At 70.4% G+C, this 17,343-nt stretch carries 17 protein-coding genes; 9 read left to right on the top strand and 8 right to left on the bottom strand.

Annotation, left to right across the window (positions count from 1 at the left end; genetic code table 11):
- The first annotated feature begins 25 nt into the window (after positions 1–25).
- On the top strand, positions 26–496 hold the full coding sequence (locus ACFU8W_RS38060; RefSeq protein WP_384047648.1) for a pyridoxamine 5'-phosphate oxidase family protein: 471 nt from the start codon (positions 26–28) through the stop codon (positions 494–496).
- A gap of 24 nt (positions 497–520) precedes the next feature.
- On the opposite strand, the gene ACFU8W_RS38055 is transcribed toward ACFU8W_RS38060, so the two are convergent.
- Positions 521–1,450, bottom strand: coding sequence for a LysR family transcriptional regulator (locus tag ACFU8W_RS38055; RefSeq protein ID WP_345511848.1), 930 nt, complete (start codon positions 1,448–1,450; stop codon positions 521–523).
- A gap of 38 nt (positions 1,451–1,488) precedes the next feature.
- Between ACFU8W_RS38055 and ACFU8W_RS38050 the strand changes: the two genes are divergently transcribed.
- Positions 1,489–2,532 carry a DMT family transporter gene (locus ACFU8W_RS38050; RefSeq protein WP_384047643.1) on the top strand — a complete coding sequence of 348 codons (1,044 nt, stop codon included), beginning with the start codon at positions 1,489–1,491 and terminating at the stop codon, positions 2,530–2,532.
- Here ACFU8W_RS38050 and ACFU8W_RS38045 read toward each other — a convergent pair.
- Positions 2,523–3,854, bottom strand: coding sequence for an aminotransferase class I/II-fold pyridoxal phosphate-dependent enzyme (locus ACFU8W_RS38045; protein WP_384047640.1), 1,332 nt, complete (start codon positions 3,852–3,854; stop codon positions 2,523–2,525). The genes ACFU8W_RS38050 and ACFU8W_RS38045 overlap by 10 nt on opposite strands.
- Before the next feature lie 35 nt (positions 3,855–3,889).
- Between ACFU8W_RS38045 and ACFU8W_RS38040 the strand changes: the two genes are divergently transcribed.
- The gene (locus ACFU8W_RS38040) at positions 3,890–4,585 is read left to right on the top strand and encodes a pyridoxamine 5'-phosphate oxidase family protein (protein WP_384047637.1); all 696 of its coding nucleotides are present in this window, start codon (positions 3,890–3,892) and stop codon (positions 4,583–4,585) included.
- Positions 4,586–4,628: 43 nt separating this feature from the next.
- Here the strand turns inward: ACFU8W_RS38040 and ACFU8W_RS38035 are convergent, their stop codons facing one another.
- From ACFU8W_RS38035 to ACFU8W_RS38025, 3 genes are all read right to left on the bottom strand, one after another.
- Positions 4,629–5,585, bottom strand: a complete 957-nt coding sequence (locus ACFU8W_RS38035) for a DMT family transporter (RefSeq protein WP_384047634.1) — start codon at positions 5,583–5,585, stop codon at positions 4,629–4,631.
- Positions 5,586–5,743: 158 nt separating this feature from the next.
- Complete coding sequence (locus tag ACFU8W_RS38030) at positions 5,744–6,751, bottom strand: EamA family transporter (protein ID WP_345511855.1); 1,008 nt, start codon at positions 6,749–6,751, stop codon at positions 5,744–5,746.
- 275 nt (positions 6,752–7,026) lie between these two features.
- Positions 7,027–7,578, bottom strand: coding sequence for a Clp protease N-terminal domain-containing protein (locus ACFU8W_RS38025; protein WP_384047630.1), 552 nt, complete (start codon positions 7,576–7,578; stop codon positions 7,027–7,029).
- A gap of 379 nt (positions 7,579–7,957) precedes the next feature.
- Between ACFU8W_RS38025 and ACFU8W_RS38020 the strand changes: the two genes are divergently transcribed.
- Positions 7,958–8,389 carry an SRPBCC family protein gene (locus tag ACFU8W_RS38020; protein ID WP_345511857.1) on the top strand — a complete coding sequence of 144 codons (432 nt, stop codon included), beginning with the start codon at positions 7,958–7,960 and terminating at the stop codon, positions 8,387–8,389.
- 79 nt (positions 8,390–8,468) lie between these two features.
- Here ACFU8W_RS38020 and ACFU8W_RS38015 read toward each other — a convergent pair whose 3' ends face one another.
- On the bottom strand, positions 8,469–9,089 hold the full coding sequence (locus ACFU8W_RS38015) for a PadR family transcriptional regulator (RefSeq protein WP_345511858.1): 621 nt from the start codon (positions 9,087–9,089) through the stop codon (positions 8,469–8,471).
- Positions 9,090–9,553: 464 nt separating this feature from the next.
- Between ACFU8W_RS38015 and ACFU8W_RS38010 the strand changes: the two genes are divergently transcribed.
- Together ACFU8W_RS38010 and ACFU8W_RS38005 are read left to right on the top strand one after the other, a co-directional pair.
- Positions 9,554–10,357 (top strand): class I SAM-dependent methyltransferase, encoded by an 804-nt coding sequence (locus ACFU8W_RS38010; protein ID WP_384047625.1) that lies wholly within the window; start codon positions 9,554–9,556, stop codon positions 10,355–10,357.
- A gap of 86 nt (positions 10,358–10,443) precedes the next feature.
- Positions 10,444–11,265, top strand: a complete 822-nt coding sequence (locus ACFU8W_RS38005) for a PhzF family phenazine biosynthesis protein (protein WP_384047622.1) — start codon at positions 10,444–10,446, stop codon at positions 11,263–11,265.
- Positions 11,266–11,327: 62 nt separating this feature from the next.
- Here the strand turns inward: ACFU8W_RS38005 and ACFU8W_RS38000 are convergent, their stop codons facing one another.
- Positions 11,328–12,107: a CPBP family intramembrane glutamic endopeptidase gene (locus ACFU8W_RS38000; RefSeq protein WP_384047780.1), complete on the bottom strand. Its 780-nt coding sequence runs from the start codon at positions 12,105–12,107 to the stop codon at positions 11,328–11,330.
- Between the two features lie 184 nt (positions 12,108–12,291).
- Here ACFU8W_RS38000 and ACFU8W_RS37995 point away from each other — a divergent pair, with 184 nt between their 5' ends.
- The gene (locus ACFU8W_RS37995) at positions 12,292–14,079 is read left to right on the top strand and encodes a substrate-binding and VWA domain-containing protein (RefSeq protein ID WP_384047619.1); all 1,788 of its coding nucleotides are present in this window, start codon (positions 12,292–12,294) and stop codon (positions 14,077–14,079) included.
- A gap of 65 nt (positions 14,080–14,144) precedes the next feature.
- Here ACFU8W_RS37995 and ACFU8W_RS37990 read toward each other — a convergent pair whose 3' ends face one another.
- Positions 14,145–15,650 (bottom strand): glutamate-cysteine ligase family protein, encoded by a 1,506-nt coding sequence (locus ACFU8W_RS37990; protein ID WP_384047616.1) that lies wholly within the window; start codon positions 15,648–15,650, stop codon positions 14,145–14,147.
- Between the two features lie 483 nt (positions 15,651–16,133).
- Here ACFU8W_RS37990 and ACFU8W_RS37985 point away from each other — a divergent pair, with 483 nt between their 5' ends.
- Both ACFU8W_RS37985 and ACFU8W_RS37980 read left to right on the top strand, forming a co-directional pair.
- The gene (locus tag ACFU8W_RS37985; protein WP_384047613.1) at positions 16,134–16,727 is read left to right on the top strand and encodes a hypothetical protein; all 594 of its coding nucleotides are present in this window, start codon (positions 16,134–16,136) and stop codon (positions 16,725–16,727) included.
- Between the two features lie 340 nt (positions 16,728–17,067).
- The gene (locus tag ACFU8W_RS37980) at positions 17,068–17,274 is read left to right on the top strand and encodes a DUF5999 family protein (RefSeq protein WP_323135913.1); all 207 of its coding nucleotides are present in this window, start codon (positions 17,068–17,070) and stop codon (positions 17,272–17,274) included.
- Positions 17,275–17,343: the final 69 nt, after the last annotated feature.

The following is a 17,343-nucleotide window of genomic DNA, read 5'->3' as shown; positions in this document are numbered from 1 at the left end:
GGTCAGCTACTCGGAAGGGGCGCCCATGGCCGTCATTCAGCGACGGGGCCGTCGGATCATGATGACGGACGCGGAACGCGACACGTATCTCACGGAGCAGCGCACCTGCCGGGTCGCCACCGTCTCCGCCGACGGCCGCCCGCACATCGGCGCACTCTGGTTCGCCTGGGACGGCACCTCGCTCTGGCTGTACTCGATCACCCGGTCTCTGCGCTGGTCACAGCTGCGCCAGGACCCGAGGATCGCGGTGGTCGTCGACGACGGGGTGGAGTACGGAGAACTGCGTGGCGTCGAGCTCTCGGGCGAGGCAGTCTTCGTCGGCGAGGCCCCTCGTACCGGCGACGAATGCCCCGAACTGGACTTTCCTGAGCGGCTGTTCGCGACGAAGTACTTCGGGATGGACGTGATGCCGCACGACGGGCGGCACGCGTGGCTGCGGCTCACCCCGGAGGCGATCACCTCCTGGGACTTCCGGAAACTGGTAAACCCGGCCTGATTCCACCACCCCACCGTCACGAAGTCAGGCCACGCCGTCCCCGTTCAACGGAGCGTCGAACTCCCGGCCCGCCGCACGCAGAGCCGCAACCGCCGCCCTGATCGACGGGCGGCGGTCCGCGTCCACCCGCCACACGGCGTGGACGTGCCGCCTCATCTTCTGCCGCACGGGCACGAGCCGCACCCCGTCCGGCACCGCCCCCCGCCCCAGCCGGGGCGCCACGCAGACGCCCACGCCGACGGCGATCAGCGCGAGCTGGGTGTGGTGTTCGCCCGCGAGATGAGCGATGCGCGGCTCGATGCCCTTGGAGCGCAGCGTGAACATCAGCCAGTCGTGGCAGAACTCGCCCTCCGGCCAGGAGATCCAGTCGTCTTCGGCGAAGTCCTCCAGATCCACTTCCGTCCGGTCCGCGAGCGGGTGACCGGCCGGCATCGCGATGTCCGGTGCGTCGTCGAGCAGTTCGGCCATGGCCAGACCGCCGGGGACCGGCAGCCTCTTGTTGCTCCAGTCGAGCACCACCGCCAGATCGATATCGCCCCGCATCACGGCACGGATGCCGGCTTCCGGCTCCAACTCGGTGGTACGCACCTTCAGTTCGGGGTGGTCCGCGCGCAGCGCGGCAAGCGTCGCCGGGAACAGTCCGCGCGCGGCGGTCGGAAACGCGCCGAGCCGGATCTCGCCCACCACCTCTCCGCGCTGGGCCTCGATGTCGGACTGGGCCAGCTCGACCTGGGACAGGATCCTCGCGGCATGATCGGCGAGCAACTGGCCCGCGTCGGTGAGCCGGACCCCGCGGCCGTTCCTGGCGAGCAGCTGCTGCCCCACTTCGCGCTCCAGTTTGGCGAGCTGCTGGGAGACCGCCGATGTGGTGACATGCAGTCCCTCGGCCGCACCGCTCACCGAACCGAAGCGGGCGAGGGCGTCCAGGGTGCGCAGACGCTCCAGGTTCAACATGTAAGCAATGCTACGCGAAGGTCCCCACAAAGTCTCACTTGTCCTACGCGGTCGAAGTTGTCATCGTTGCCCTCATGACCGCCCGCACCGCGACCGCCGCCCCCACCCGGGCGACCGGTGTCCCCGCCCCCTCCTCCGCACGCCGCCCCGCACTGGACTGGCGGATCCGCTTCGCGGCGCTCTCGCTCATCTGGGGCTTCAGCTTTCTCCTGATCAAGGTCGGCACCGAGGGGTACGCCCCGTTCCAGGTGACGCTCGGCCGACTGCTGTCGGGGACGGCGGTGCTGGCCGTCGCCATGATGGTGCGCCGTGAGCGGCTGCCGCGCACCGCCCGCACCTGGGGCCATCTCGCCGTCGCCGCGTTCTTCCTCAACGCGCTGCCGTTCTCGCTCTTCGCCTACTCCGAACTGACCATCCCGTCGACGCTGGCCGGCATCTGCAACGCCACCTCACCGCTGTGGGGCATGGCACTGTCCCTCGTCGCGCTGTCCGAGGACCGGCCGACCCGTCGCCGCGTGGCGGGACTCGGCCTCGGCTTCCTCGGTGTGCTGACGGTGCTGGGCGCCTGGCAGGGCTTCTCCGGGCTGGACTTCAGCGGGACGGCGATGGCGCTCCTCGCCTCCCTCAGCTACCCGGTCGGCTGGATCTACGTCCGCAGGACCCTGGCGGGCAGCGGGTCGTCCACCCTCGCCCTGACCGGCAGCCAGCTCTTCCTCGGCACCGCGCAGATCGCCCTGGTCACCCCCCTGTTCACGTCGGCCCCGGACGGCTTCCCCCTGCTGCCGACGCTCGCCGTCGTCGCACTGGGGGCGCTCGGTACGGGCCTTGCGGTGCTGATGCAGTACGGCCTGGTCCAGGAGGTCGGACCGACGACCGCACAGATGGTCACGTACTTCATTCCGGTCATCGCCACCGCGGCCGGGGTCGCCCTGCTCGGCGAACAGCTGACCTGGAACACCCCGGTCGGCGCCCTGATCGTCCTGGCGGGCGCCGCCCTGACCCAGAGCAGAGCCCGTAAGCCCAAGCCCGGACCGCTCGCCCCGTCCCGCCCGACCACCGAGCGCCACCCGGCTCAGCCGTAATTCAACGGGCGGAGCGGTCCGGCCGCTGCCGCCACCGCATCCGCCAGCGGCTCGATGTCGGCCGCGCTGAGCGGTGACACGGTGAGCCGGACCCCCTGGGGTGCGGCGACCCGGAACCGCGCCCCGGGCGCCACCGCCCAGCCCGCGCCCAGCAGCCTGGCGACGGTCCCGGTCTCGTCGCTCACCGGCACCCACACATTCATACCGCTGCGGCCGTGCGCCTCGACACCGCGCTCCTTCAACGCCCGGACGAGCGCGTCCCGCCGCTCCCCGTACGACCGGGCGACCGCGCCGGTGTCGACGGCGCCCGAGGTCAGCAGGTGCGCCACCGCCCGCTGCAGCAGTCTGCTGACCCAGCCGGGCCCCAGCCCCTGCCGCCCCAGGACCCGGTCGACCGTGACCGGGTCCCCGGTCAGCACGGCAACCCGCAGGTCGGGCCCGTACGCCTTGGCGACCGACCGCACGAACGCCCACCGGTCCGTGACACCCGCCAGCGGGTGCAGCGGCAGATCGACGATGGCGTGCCCGTGATCGTCCTCGATCAGCAGCACTCCGCGGTGACCGGCGAGAACGCGGCGCAAGTCCGCGGCGCGCGCCGCCCCGACAGCGGCACCTGTCGGGTTCTGCGCACGGTCGGTCACCACGAGCGCACGGGCACCGGCGTTCAGCGCCTCGTCGACGGCGTCGGGCAGTGGCCCCTCGTCGTCCACGGGGATCGGCACGGGACGCAGACCCAGCGCCGGTACGAGATCGAGCAGGGAGCCCCAGCCGGGGTCCTCGACGGCGACCGCGTCACCGGGCTTGAGATGGGCGACCAGCACCCGCTCGATCGCGTCCAGGGATCCGGAGGTGACGGCCACGGGCCCGGCCGGCACCCCGTCTGCGTCGAGGGCGGCGCGCGCCAGAGCAGCGAACTCCGGGTCCACCGGCACTTCTCCGTACATCCCCGGCCGCTCCGCATACGCCCGTGTGGCCGCCGCGAACGCCTCGTCCAGTGGTGGCAGCAACGCCGGATCAGGGTTCCCCTCTCCCAGATCGCGCACCCCGGGCGGCGCCTCGACCCGGAGCGAGCCACGCGCCGTACTGGCGGGGCGCGGACGCACCCGACTTCCCCGGCGACCGGCCGTCTCGATCACCCCGCGCTCGCGAAGGGTGCGGTAGGCGGCCGCGACCGTATTCGGGTTGACCTCCAGCCGGGCCGCCAACTCCCGCATGGGTGGCAGCACTTGCCCGGGCGCGAGCTCGCCCGACCCGACCGCTCGCTCGACACTCGCGGCAATCTCCGATGCACGCCGCCCGACGATCCGATATTCTTCTAGCACAAACATTATTATGCACTAGTGCAATGGAGTTGGCCATGCCGGACACCGCACCGCCGCAGACCACGGGCCCGGAGGCGGCAGCCCCGTACGAACCGACCGAGCGGACCGTCCCGACCCGCTCCCGGGAGCGGGCCTCGTACGACAGGGAGCTGGTCCACTCGATACTCGACGAGGCCTACCTCTGCCATCTCGGCTTCGTCCGCGACGGCGCACCGGTCGTCCTGCCCACACTCTTCGGCCGGATCGGCGAGCGGCTGTACGTACACGGCTCCACCGGCTCGCGGCCGCTTCGGCAGGCCGGCGAGACGGATCCCGGCCTGCCCGTCTGCCTCACGGTGACGCATGTCGACGGGCTGGTGCTGGCCCGCTCCGCCTTCCACCACTCGATCAACTACCGCTCCGTGGTGGTGCACGGCATCGCCCGCACGGTGAGCGATCCGGAGGAGCGGCGTACCGCGCTCGACGCGATCGTCGACCACGTCGTCCCGGGCCGGACCGCGGACTCCCGCCCGGCGAACGCCAAGGAGCTCGCCGCGACGGCCGTGATCCGGCTGGACCTCGACGAGGTCTCCGCGAAGGTGCGCACCGGTGGCCCGAACGACGATCCGGACGATCTCGCGCTGCCGCACTGGGCGGGCGTGGTTCCGCTGGCCCGCGGCTACCGTGCGCCGCAGCCGTCGGGCGACCTCGATCCGGCCATCGCCGTGCCCGACTATCTGACCGTTCTCTGATGCCCCTGGGGGCGACCACCACCGGTGGCCGCCCCCGGCACAGTCAGGCGGGAACGGCCGCCCGGCGGCGAGTGCTCGCCGCACTGCGCGTCTCGGCGACGGCGAGCCCCGCCACCGCCGCGAGAAGCAGCAGCGTGCCGACCACCGTGGCCACGGTGAGCTGCTCCCCGAGCACGACGACGGCAATGACCGCGGCGCTCACCGGTTCCAGCAGCATGATCACGGACACCGTAGCGGCCCGCACCACCGCGGCGCCCGCGAAGTAGAGCGCGTAGGCGAGCGCGGTGGGGACGGCCGCCACGTACACCAGCAGCCACACCACCTGGGCGGCGTCCGCGGTGTGCGGCACAAGTCCTTCCGCAGCCGCCATCGGCAGCAGCCCGAGCGCCCCGATCCCGAAGGCCCACGCGCTGGTGGCGAGCGGGTCCGAGCCGCCGCCGTCGCGGCCGAGCCACCGGGTCAGCAGGGTGATGGCGGCGTATCCGGAGGCGGAGAGCAGCGCCAGCGCGACCCCGGCAGGACGCACCGCGGCGCCCTCGCCACCGAGCACCAGCACGACGAGCCCGGCGAGCGCACCCAGCACCGCGGCGAGCCCTCCGCCGCCGAGCCGCTCCCCCATGGTCAGCCGCGCGCCGACGGCGATGAGCACGGGCCCGGCCCCGAGCGTCACGACGGTACCGACCGCAAGACCGGTCGTCTCGACGGCCGCGAAGTACGCGCTCTGGAACACGGTGAGGCCGACGCCGGTTCCGAGGATGCGCAGCAGGCGGCGCCGACGCGACTCCGCGGCGACGGCTGCGCGTCGCGGCCGCAGCACGAGCGCGGCGAGCAGCAGCACGAGACCGCCGACGCAGCGCCAGAAGGAGAGGGCGAGAGGACCGAGATCGCTGACCCGGAAGATCAGCGAGGCGGCAGCCCCTGCGGTCCCCCAGGCCACCCCGGCGACGATCAGATAGAACAGGCTCCGCCCGACGGGCAGGCGGGAAGCAGGATTCGACACGTGTACTTCTCCTGAGGAAGACAGATGATGGTCGCTCGGCTCGGCGCGCGGGCAGCGACGATCCGCTCGAGGACTTCCCGAGCCCGGCCTTCGTCAGGAGTGGCTGCCCGCGCTAGGCGGCAGGCGGCAGAAGCACGGTGAGATGCATGATCGGCACATTACGTGGCGGCGCCGCGGGCGGACAACTCACCCTCGACGGCATCCCGGCCGCCACCCCCGCCCAGCCCCGACGCGACGGGCCCGGAGGGGGCCTTGGGCGTCGAGGACTGGGCGATGAACGCACCGATCAGCACCATGGCGCCGCCGATGAGCTGCGGCGCTGCGAGATGTTCCCCGAGCAGCACCCAGGCGAGCACGGTGGCGATGACCGCCTCCAGACAGGCGACGACACCCGCCACCGCGGGAGACAGCAGCCGCACTGAGATCACGCCGGTGACATAGGCGATCACGGTGGCGAGCAGCACGATCCAGCCGAGCAGCAACCAGGCGGGAACCTCCGTGCCGTTCATGCCGGTGCTGCCGCCGAGGACCGACCAGTCCATCCCCCAGGGCCGCGCCACCACCGTGAGGACGGCCGCACCGATCAGCAGTCCGTACGCGATGACGCCGACCGGATGCGGAGGCTCGACGCCCGCCGTGTCCCCGCTCCCCGGGTCGGAGAGGACGAAGTAGCCGACCTGGCAGCAGGCGGCACCGAGGGCAAGCACCAGTCCGACGGCATCGAAGCTCAGCCCGGACCACACCTCGACCACGCAGGCGAGACCGCCGACCGCGAGAACGACGCCGACCGCGGCGGCCCGGGTGACGGGACGGCGTTGCACGAACCGGACCCAACCGAGGACGAGCGCGGGCGCCAGATATTCGACGAGCAGCGCGACACCGACAGGGATGCGGGAGATCGCAGCGAAATAGCAGGCCTGGACGCCCGCGACGGCGAGCAGCCCGAAGCCCAGGAGCAGCACGGGACGACTGCGTACGAGACCCCGGTGGCGCCACGCCACGGGAAGCATGACGAGGGCGGCGCCGGCCACCCGTAGCCACACCACATGGAGCGGGTCGAGCCCTGCCTCGATCAGCGGCTTGGCCGCCACCCCGGAACCACCGAATGCGAACGCCGAGGCCAGGGCTAGTCCCAGGCCGGCGCTTCTCCCCTGAGACGCGTGCATCGGCACATCATGACAGCTGCCGTCATGAGCGTCACCCCGGTGACCACTGTCGCGCGTAACACTCCGATACCACCTTGGCCCCTGACCGTCGTGACCACCCCTCACACCTCGCGCGCCGACCGCCACCGAGACGCGCGTCCTCACCGGCGCCCGGGAGCTGTTGCAGAGAGAGGCTTCGAGCGCACGACCATCCGGGCCGTGGCGGCTGCGGCGGGCGTCGACCCGGCTCCGGTCATGCATCCGCCGCGCCGAGGCGCCCGCGCGACGAGAAACCGTCAGTCCCCACCCGGCACATTCACGATCCGACCGGCGAGCTGCACCGCATCGACACCCGCCCGCTCCAGCACCTCGACAGCCCTGCACTCCGGGTCGGCGGCCAGCGCCGCGAGCAGATCGAGTCCGCCGGCCCGCACGTCCCCGCGCAGCTCCGCGCGCTCCCTGGCACCGGCCATCGCCGACAGAGCCGAGGGCGACCAGCCCTCCGCCCCCGCGTCCCCTGCCTCGGCAACCACCCCGGTGACCACCGGAACCGCGCCGGAGTCCTCCACGGTGCCCTGCCAGCGAAGCCCGTAACCGATGGAGCGCTGCACGAGGTAGCCGAGCACCTTCGCGAGCTGCGGTCCACCCTCGAAGGCAGTGCGGACCTCGGGATCCGACTCGATGAGGGAATGCAGCAGATGAGCCGTGTCGATCTGCCGGTCGCCGTCGCGCAGGGCGCGCCTGCGGGCACCCGTCACCACCGTGGCCAGCTCATCGGTGAGTGTGGCTCCGAGTTCAGCACGGTTCGGTGCGGGCTGCTGAGGAATCCGCGGCGTCCGGTTTTGCACACCTCTCACCCCATCAGTCCCGGGGCGGCCGAGCATCCCCGGAGGGGCCCATTTACGCATCCCACCGAAGTTGGGGACACCAGAGCGGTTCCTCCTCCTTACGGATGAGATCTCGCCATTCGCGGATCCGACTACCGGAAACGGCGCGCGCCGCCTTGCCCTGCGCTGTCCGAACAACCGCGAGCCGTCCCGCACACGTTCCCCACGCCGCACCACGTGCTGGACGGCCGGAAGGAAGCAACGGACATGAGCTGGTTGGCCGCCCTGCCGGCGATCGACGGACGGACCGATCAAATCTGACGGTTCATCAGTATTGAATGTTTTCGCCACTGCGGCTACGTTCCGCGACACCGTAAACCCGACGAGAAGGGGTGGTCGCATGGCCGAAGTCAGCGCCGAAGCGCGTATCGAAGCGCCGGCCGAGAAGGTCTGGGCCCAGCTGACGGACTTCACCGCGTACGGCCAGTGGAACGCCACCCACACCAGCTTCCCCAAGGGCGGCCCGGCCACACTCGAACTCGCGGCCACCTACGAGGAGAACATGAAGCTCATGGGCTTTCCCGCCGAGGTGACCTGGACCGTGGCGGAGCTGGAGACCGCCCGGCTGCTGACCACCAGGGGCAAGGGGCCGATGGGCGTCAATCTGGCGATGCGCTACTCACTGACACCCGACGGCAATGCCACCACAGTGCGGATCGACGGAGAGTTCACCGGAGCCGCGGTCTCCCTGATGGCGGGCAAACTCAAGGACTCGGCGACCGCGGCACTCGTCGAGTCGCTGCGCAAACTGGGCGGCCTGGTCGCCGCCTGACCGCCACCGGACGCACGAAGGGCCCCGCGGCTCAGCCACAGGGCCCTTCGCACCACGCCCGTCGGGACCACCCCTCGGGTCAGTGCTCGTCGGCAAGGATCAGATAGAGCTTCTTCCGCGCGTCATTGATCACCGACAGCGCCTTCTGGCGCTGATCGGCCGAGCCGGTCTTCCAGACCTGGCCGAACGCCTCCATCAGACCGAAGCCGGCCTGCCGGATCTCGTTGACGCTCTCCCAGTCGACCCCGCGGCCGGCCTCTTCCCAGGGCGCGTCGGGCCCGGATTCCGCCTCGGTGCGGCCGGCGTCGGTGAGCGTGAACAGCTTCTTGCCGCCCTCGCTCGCGCTGACGATCAGCCCCTCGTCCTCCAGCAGCTGGAGGGTCGGGTAGACAGAGCCGGGGCTGGGCCGCCAGGCCCCGCCGCTGCGCTCGCCGATCTCCTGGATCATCTCGTACCCGTGCATCGGCCGGTCCTTCAGCAGCGCCAGGATCGAAGCGCGCACGTCACCGCGCCGCGCCCTCCCCCGGCCGCCGCCGCGACCGCGCCCCCCGCCGAAGGGGCCACCACCGAACGGGCCACCGCCGAACGGCGGACCGAACGGCCCGAATGCGGCACGGCGGCCCTCGAAGTCGCCCCGACCGTGATGACCGGGCCCGCAGTGCCCATGTCCGTGCTCATGCTCGTGTCCATGTGAACGCATCGCTACGCTCCTTCCATCGTTGATCTGTCGCGATGCGTCAACGATATATCGGAACCGGTCTTACGGCAATCGCTTCGGAGGGCCTTGCTTGTGAGCTGTGACAGCGAACCTCGATCTGTCGCCACCGAAGATTGACGCCCGGTGCTCTGCGCCGGCGAATGAGAGCCACTCACCAGTTCGTGCCAGTCGTACCGCCGCCGGAGGGCGGCATCGGGCACGGAGCCGAACTCGTTGCGCTTGCGGACCGGCCGGTGATCGGCCGGCCCGGGCAGGGCGTCAGCCTGGTAGCGGCGCCGCCGAAAACCCACCGTGCCGGACTTGACCTCGCGACCGAGGGCCGTGAGCTCGGCCGCCTTGGCCGCCTTGGCCGCCTTGGCCGCCTGGCGTGAGGTTACGACGTGCCCGGACCGTAACCGGGTCACTTGCATACTTGCCCGAGACGCACAGGACGAAGGCGATGCGACATGACTGCAACCAGCCCGGACCGCGGCTATCTGCTCGACAACCGGCAGTCCGAGGCGGGCATCCGCTTCGGCGCCCTCGCCGAACTCTTCGACCCGGTGACCTTCCGGCATGTCGACCGGCTCGGCATCACCACGGGCATGCGCTGCTGGGAGGTCGGAGCCGGCGGCCCCTCCGTTCCCGCCGGCCTGGCCGCGCGAGTCGGTCCGACCGGCGCGGTGGTCGCGACGGACATCGATGTGTCGTGGGCGCAGGGCGCCGCGGACGACGTCGTCGAGGTACTGCGCCACGATGTCGCCGCCGATCCCCCGCCTCCCGGTGGCTTCGACCTGGTCCATGCCCGGCTGGTCCTGGTGCACGTCACCGACCGTGCCGAAGCACTGCGCCGCATGATTCAGGCGCTGCGGCCGGGCGGTGCACTCCTCCTGGAGGACGCCGACCCCCGGTTGCAGCCGCTGCTGTGCCCGGACGAGTCGGGTCCCGAACAGCGCCTCGCCAATCGCCTCCGGTCAGGCTTCCGCGAACTCATGGCGGCCCGCGGTGCAGACCTCGCCTACGGCCGGACCTTGCCCCGGCTGCTGCGCGAGGCGGGTCTGGACGATGTGCAGGCCGATGCGTACTTCCCGATCACCTCACCGGCGTGCACCGTCCTCGAGGCCGCCACCGTGCGCCAGATCCGCGACCGGCTCGTGACCTCGGGGCTCGCCACCGACGAGGAGATCGACCAGCACCTGGAGAACGTCGCCACCGGACGCCTCGATCTGGCCACCGCTCCGCTCGTCTCCGCGTGGGGACGTCGGCCGTAACGCGCCGGGGAAGCTCTCGGAATCCCGGGCCGGCGACCTGGAATTGGCCTTGGTCCGCCGATCTGCAGAACCTCTACGGTCGTCCCATGAGGATTCGTATCGTCGACGCGTTCACCGACCGCGCCTTCACCGGCAACCCCGCAGCCGTCCTGCTCCTGGACTCCGAAGCATTCCCCGAAGCCGACCGCCTCCAGGAGATCGCCCTGGAGATGAACCTTTCCGAGACCGCCTTCGCCCATCCCCTGCCGCCGGGCGGTCCGGCCGACTGGGCGCTGCGCTGGTTCACCCCTGCCACCGAGGTCGACATGTGCGGGCACGCCACGCTCGCCACCGCCCACGTCCTGCACACCACCGGCACGGCGAGCGGCACGGTGCGCTTCGCGGCGCGCTGCGGGATCCTCTCGGCCACCGCCCACCCGGACGGCTCGCTCACGCTCGACTTCCCCACGGCCCCGCTGACCCCCGCCACCGCCCCGTCCGGGCTGGCCGCCGCCCTGGGCGCCGAGCCCCTGTCCGTGCTGGACACCGGCGAACACATCGGCGACCTCCTCGTGGAACTGGCCGACGAGACCTCCGTACGCACACTGACGCCGGATTTCGCCGCACTGGCCTCATGCTCACGGCGCGGCATCATCGCCACGGCCCCCGCCGAGGACCCGGCCCGCGGCTACGACTTCGTCTCCCGCGGCTTCTTCCCCCGGGTCGGCATCGACGAGGACCCGGTCACCGGCAGCGCCCACACGGCACTGGCCCCCTTCTGGTCCGCCCGGCTCGGCCGTGACGAACTGACCGGGCTGCAGGTCTCCGCGCGGACCGGCCTGGTCCACACCTCGCTGCGCGGCGACCGCACCCTGCTGACGGGCAACGCGGTGACGGTCCTCGACGGGGAACTGCTGACCAGGTTCTGACAGACGGGAAGGGCGTACGGGCTGTCGCGCACGCGAGGGATCCATACGCCCCCTCCCGCCCCTCACAAAGTGGGCAGCCACCCCACCTTTCCGGCCAGCAGCGCGTATCCGACGAAGGCTCCGATGTCGAGCAGCGTATGCGCCGCGACCAGGGGCCCGACGCGCCCCCAACGCCGGTACAGCAGCACGAAGACGACGCCCATCACCATGTTGCCGATGAACCCGCCGATCCCCTGATACAGGTGGTACGAGCCGCGCAGCACCGAACTCGCCACCAGGGCGGCCATGGGCGTCCACCCCAACTGTCCGAGTCTGCGCAGCAGATACCCGACGACGATCACTTCCTCCAGCACGGCGTTCTGAAGTGCGGAGAGGATCAGCACCGGAAACTTCCACCACACGTCCGGCAGCGACTCCGGAACCACCGTGAGATTGAAACCGGCGGCCCGCGCCACCAGATAGAAGGCCAGCCCGGCGCTGCCGATACCTGCCGCGATCACCGTGCCGCGCCCCAGGTCCGACCCGGGTCGGGTCCGATCGAAGCCGATGGCCCGGAGGCCCACGCCCTCCCTCATCAGCAAATGCGCCACCAGCGCCACGGGCACCAGGGCCGTGGCGATGCCGAAGAGCTGCCAGGCGAGATCCAGCCATGGCCGCCCCGGGGCGTATGAACTGTTGAGCGTCGCGGCCTGATCCTTCAAACCCCCTGGTTTCGTCAGTGATCCGACAAAACTGATCAGGGCAGACACTCCGCTTGCGCCCAGCGAGAGAGCCAGCACCAGCACCGTTTCGGACCGCAGAATCCGCCGTGACACGGCCTCTTGGGGACAAGAATCAGCCACGCGCCCCTCCGTCACCTGTACACCTGCCTTCAGTTGTGCATTCGCATCTCATCCCGCTCCCCGTCCCGCTAGGGTCTCGAATGCAGGTACGAAGATCATGCGCGACCGGCCGGGGGACGACCACCATTGGTGATGGTGTGGTCCCCCTTTTCCTTGTTCATCCTCAAGGAGGGGCACCACCGACATGGGACGTCACAGCTTGCCCGACGGCTACGCGACGGATGGCAGCGGGGACGGTTCTCCGCCGCGCCGCCGCCGCACCGTGGTCATCGCCACCATGCTCGTCCTCGCCGTGGCGGCAGGTACGGCAGTCGCGGTGCAGGGTGGCGTGCTGTCGTTCTCGAAGTCGTGCGAGGACTCTGCGGTACGACTCACGGTGATGGCCTCGCCCGATATCGCCCCCGCCGTGCGTGCCGTCGCCGACAAGGCACGCACGGACGAAACACGGTCCGACGGGCATTGCCTCCACGTCCAGGTCGTCGCCCGTGATTCCTACAAGGTCGCCGACGCACTCTCCGCCGGCACCCGCACCCCGGACTATCAGATCTGGCTGCCCGACTCGGACCTCTGGCTGGACCGCGCCACGGGCTCCGGCGACGGCATCCCGGTCGCGCCGGGTGACTCCATCGCCTCGTCCCCGGTGACCCTCGCCCTGGTCCCGTCGGCGGCGAAGGCCCTCGGCTGGCCGAAGAAGAAGTACTCCTGGGCGGAGTTGATGGCCTCATCCATGGAGTCGGACAAGGTGCGCCTCGGCGCTGCCGACCCCGGCCGCAGCGCCACCGGCCTGCTGGCCCTCACCAGCATCGCCGCGTCGTCCGACAAGCAGGGTGGCGACAGCGACACCAGGGTCGCGGCCACCGCCAAACTGCTTGCTCAGCGCATGTCCGACGGCGACACCCAGGTACTCGAAACCCTGGCGCAGGACAGCTCGGGCGCCGAAGAGGGCAATCCGCAGCGCAACCAGGCAGTGCTGCTCTCCGAGCAGGCCGCTTTCGCCCACAACGCGGGCTCGACCGGCGGCGGAAAGCTGGCACTTTTCTACCCTAAAGACGGCACCCCGCTGCTCAACTACCCGTACACACTGGTCAACGGGAAGGAGCTGAGCACAAGCGAGAGCCGGGCCGCCCTGCGGTTCATGACGCTGCTGGGCGAGGAGAGCGCGCAGCGCACCCTGGAAAAGCATGGCTTCAGGACCACCGACGGAACGGCCGGTGAATCGCTGGTCTCATCGGCGGGCGGCAGAAAGCCGCAGCCGTACGCGGCGTCACCTGCCACCGCACCGTCGGCCGCCGAGCTGCAGGAGACGCTCGGCATGTGGACGATCACGGTGCAGAGCGCACGGCTGACGACGGTCGTCGATGCCTCCGGTTCCATGGCCACCGTCGTCCCCGGGCGAAACCAGTCGCGGATGGATGTCACCAAGGCTTCGCTGATCCAGGCCCTCGGGCAGTTCACCCCGAACGACGAGATCGGTCTCTGGGAGTTCGCCACCACACTCGACGGCACCAAGGACTACCGCCGGCTGGTGCCGACCGCCCGCCTCGGCGACCCGGCGAAGGGCGGCACCCACCGCGAGAAGCTCGCCGCGGCGTTCGCCGCACTGCAACCGGTACCGGACGGTGCGACGGGTCTGTACGACACCACCCTGGCCGCCTACAAGGAAGCGCAGTCGACGTATGTGAAGGGCAAGTTCAACGCCGTCGTGATCCTCACCGACGGTTCGAACCAGGACGACGACTCCATTTCCCGCAGCGGGCTGATCGCGGAGCTCAAGCGGATCGCCGACCCCGAGCGCCCGGTACCGCTCCTCGCCATCGCGGTCGGCCCCGATGCCGACCGCGAGGAGGTGGAGGAGATAGCCAAGGTGACCGGTGGCGGCGGGTACCAGGTCAACGACCCCGCCGAGATCCAGGCGGTGATTCTGCAGGCGGTGATGACGGCCGGGCAGGGCGGCCGCGCGCCCCAGGAATAGCTGTGCCCGGGCGGGCTCCGGCCGGGGACGGCAGACACCGGGCGCGCTGAGGCACACCCACCGGGCTACGACACAGGGAGACCCACGGGCCAGCTGTGCACCGGCTCGCCGACGTGCATCAACTCGGCGTACCGGCGGGTGGTGGCCGCGAGCGCCGCGTCCCGGCCGAGCCCGGCGTCCAACCCCCGGTGGTACGTGTCCGCCTGCCAGGACGCCCCGTTCACCCGCCGCTTGCAGCGCTCCTCGATGACCCCCAGGTAGTGGTCGCGATCCGCGGGCTCGATGTTCCAGGCGTCGAGTCCCGCCGCGGCGAGCGGCAGCAGTTCGTCCCGTACGAGATTGACGGCCGCCACCCGCGTCAGCCCGCCCGACCGCCCCGGCCGGGGCCAGACCAGCTCGGCGTCGATGCCTCGGCGGCAGGCGGTGTCGAAGTTCTCGGCCGCCGCGGCGAACGGCAGCCTGGTCCACACCGGACGGGACTCCTCGGCGAGCGCCCGCACCAGGCCGTAGTAGAGCGCGGCGTTGGCGATCACGTCGGTGACGGTCGGCCCGGCGGGCAGGACACGGTTCTCGACACGGAGATGGGGTACGCCGTCGGCCAGGCCGTACACCGGCCGGTTCCAGCGGTAGACCGTACCGTTGTGCAGCACGAGCTCCTGGAGCCCCGGCACCCCGCCCTCGTCGAGCACCCGCAGCGGGTCCTCCTCGTCGCAGATCGGGAGCAGCGGCGGGAAGTAGCGCAGATTCTCCTCGAAGAGCTCGTACGCCGAGCTGATCCATCGCTCGCCGAACCAGGTCCTCGGGCGCACCCCCTGGTTCTGCAGTTCCGGCGGCCTGGTGTCGGTGGCCTGCTGGAAGAGCGGGGGCCGCGACTCCCGCCACAGCTCCCTGCCGAACAGAAAGGGCGAGTTGGCGCCGAGGGCGATCTGAACGGCGGCGACGGCCTGGGCGGCGTTCCACACGTCCGCGAAACGCGCCGGAGTGACCTGCAGATGCAGCTGGACCGATGTGCAGGCCGCTTCCGGTGTGATCGAGGTGGCGGTGCAGACCAATCGCTCCACGCCTTCGATATCGAGGGCGAAATCCTCGCCGCGCGCCGCCACTATCTGATCGTTGAGCAGTGTGTAGCGCTCCACGTCCGAGAGGTTCGCCGCGACCAGGTCCGCGTGGCCGAGGGTCGGCAGCATTCCGATCATCATGATCCCGGCAGCGACCTCGCCCGCCTTCCGATGCGCATATCCGAGACCGGTCCTGAGCTCCTCGGCCAGCTGATCGAAAACACGACCGTCCAGGTGATGCGGAACTATGTTCACTTCCAGATTGAACATCCCGAGTTCGGTCTGGAAATCACGGCTCGCGATCCGCTCGAGCACCTCCGCATTCATCATCCGGGGCAGGCCGTCCGAACCCGCCAGATTGAGTTCGATCTCCATGCCCATGAGGTTGCGGGGGCGGTCGAACCTCTGCTCCGCCAGGAGCCTCTCCAGCCCCTCCAGACACAGGTGGAGCTTCCTCCGGTACCTCTGCCGATCGGACAGGTCAAAGGCGCCCGCCACGACCTTCTCCCCCATCGAAGAGTCCCTCCGCAAGTGGGCAGCCCGCGGCCCAGGCCGCTCGCGTCACGATCGATAATGCCCAGGGGAGGTGATCCATAACGCCCCCGTGGACAGCGCGGAACCAGTAATCTGATGGCGATCGTCCCGGGCACATTCCGACGGCATGTAGCACTGTGCGGTTTCCGTCGGCCGGCGGGTGGTGAAAACGCCGACGTGATTCGGCCTACCGCGGCTGCGGAAAAACACCAGGCAGCAGCTGCGCGGCTCACCCCGAATCAGTAGAATCTCCGCATAATAAAGTCTCGATACCGCCTTGTCGGCAATACCTGCGACGGCTAGCGGAAACACCGCGTGAACACGTGTCGTATAAACTCCGCGGACGAGGCAGAGAGTTGACGCACCGGCCCAGTCACCGGCCTCCTCTGGCCCCGCACGCCGACAGCGCCGTCTGCACCCGCCCACGCATCACCGTGTCTCCGAAGTGAGAGGCAACCCACTATGCCGCTGCATGTTCCCCCGGCTCCCGCGCCTGCCCTGCGCAGCGTCCTCACGGCACTCGGTTCACCCACCGCAGTCCTCGAGGCCCGCACCCCGGCTCTCCGGTCCGTCCAGGGACCTCTGAGCCCCGAACTCCCGCTCCCCGTCCATGTACTGGACGGGATCGGCCCGAGCGGGCTCGCGCCACGCACCCGGCTGACCGCGTGGCGCTTCCTGATCCGCAGCTCGGAGCGGGCCGTCGCCGCGGCCGACACCATGCTCACCCCGGACGGCTGGGCCTTCTCGCACTTCTTCGAGGGCCCCTACATCGCCTCGACCGAACTCGCCCTGCGCCAGACAGAGACGGTCACACCCCACTACCAGCCCCGCCTGCTGTCGATCCCGGAGCTCTACATGCTGACGCTGTGGCTGCACGAGGACGTCGAAGCCGACCCGTCCGGGGGCACCCTCGCCCCCACCGATCTTCTGGTACCGCTGGCTCCCGCCCCACCGGGTATCGCGGCACACCACCCGCACCGGGTCGCCGATCTGCTTCCCGTGATGACCCTGCGCATCACGCCCGGCCCCGGCCCCCTGCTCGGTTCACCGGCCTGACCCCGTCCCGCCTCCGGCACGCCGTACTGTGCCCCGTCGCCGTTTCCGGTGGCGGGGCACAATGCTGCGGGACACGCGGCGCGGGACGTCGGGGGCGCCCCGGTCCCATCCGGACTAGTCCGGTCCGGCCACCCCGAACCACCCGAAGGGACAGTGCAGTTGTGTTGAACCGTCCGGCCGGGTGATGCGTCATGAGAGTAGGAGCAGCGCTGCCGCGAAATCCCTGCGGATTGGCGCCCGTAGGGCAACACTGGAAGCAGACCGATTGATACGGGGGGCGGCCATGAACACCTCATCCAGCCGCAGGACACTCACTACGACGCAGCGAAAGAACCCAGCCATGTGCCAGCACAAGCCACCCTGCCCGACCGCCGACTCAGCCGACCGGGAAGCCGCACGCCTGATGGCGCACCACCCGGAACAGGGCTGGAGCCTGCTGTGCAACGGCGTCCTGCTCTTCGAGGACACCGGTGAGCTGCTCCCGGACGGGCAGATCATCGCTCCGCATCGGCCGCTGGACGCCGGCCGTGTGATGAAGGCCGCCTGACAGCGGCCCGTAAGAAACGGGGGCCGGCCCGGAGAAGATCTCCGAACCGGCCCCGACGCATGTCCGCGT

The sequence above is a fragment of the Streptomyces sp. NPDC057565 genome (genome assembly GCF_042801455.1).
Classification (GTDB): domain Bacteria; phylum Actinomycetota; class Actinomycetes; order Streptomycetales; family Streptomycetaceae; genus Streptomyces; species Streptomyces yanii.
Note: the sequence above shows the minus strand (reverse complement) of the source record. Positions and strands in the feature narration are given on the sequence as shown.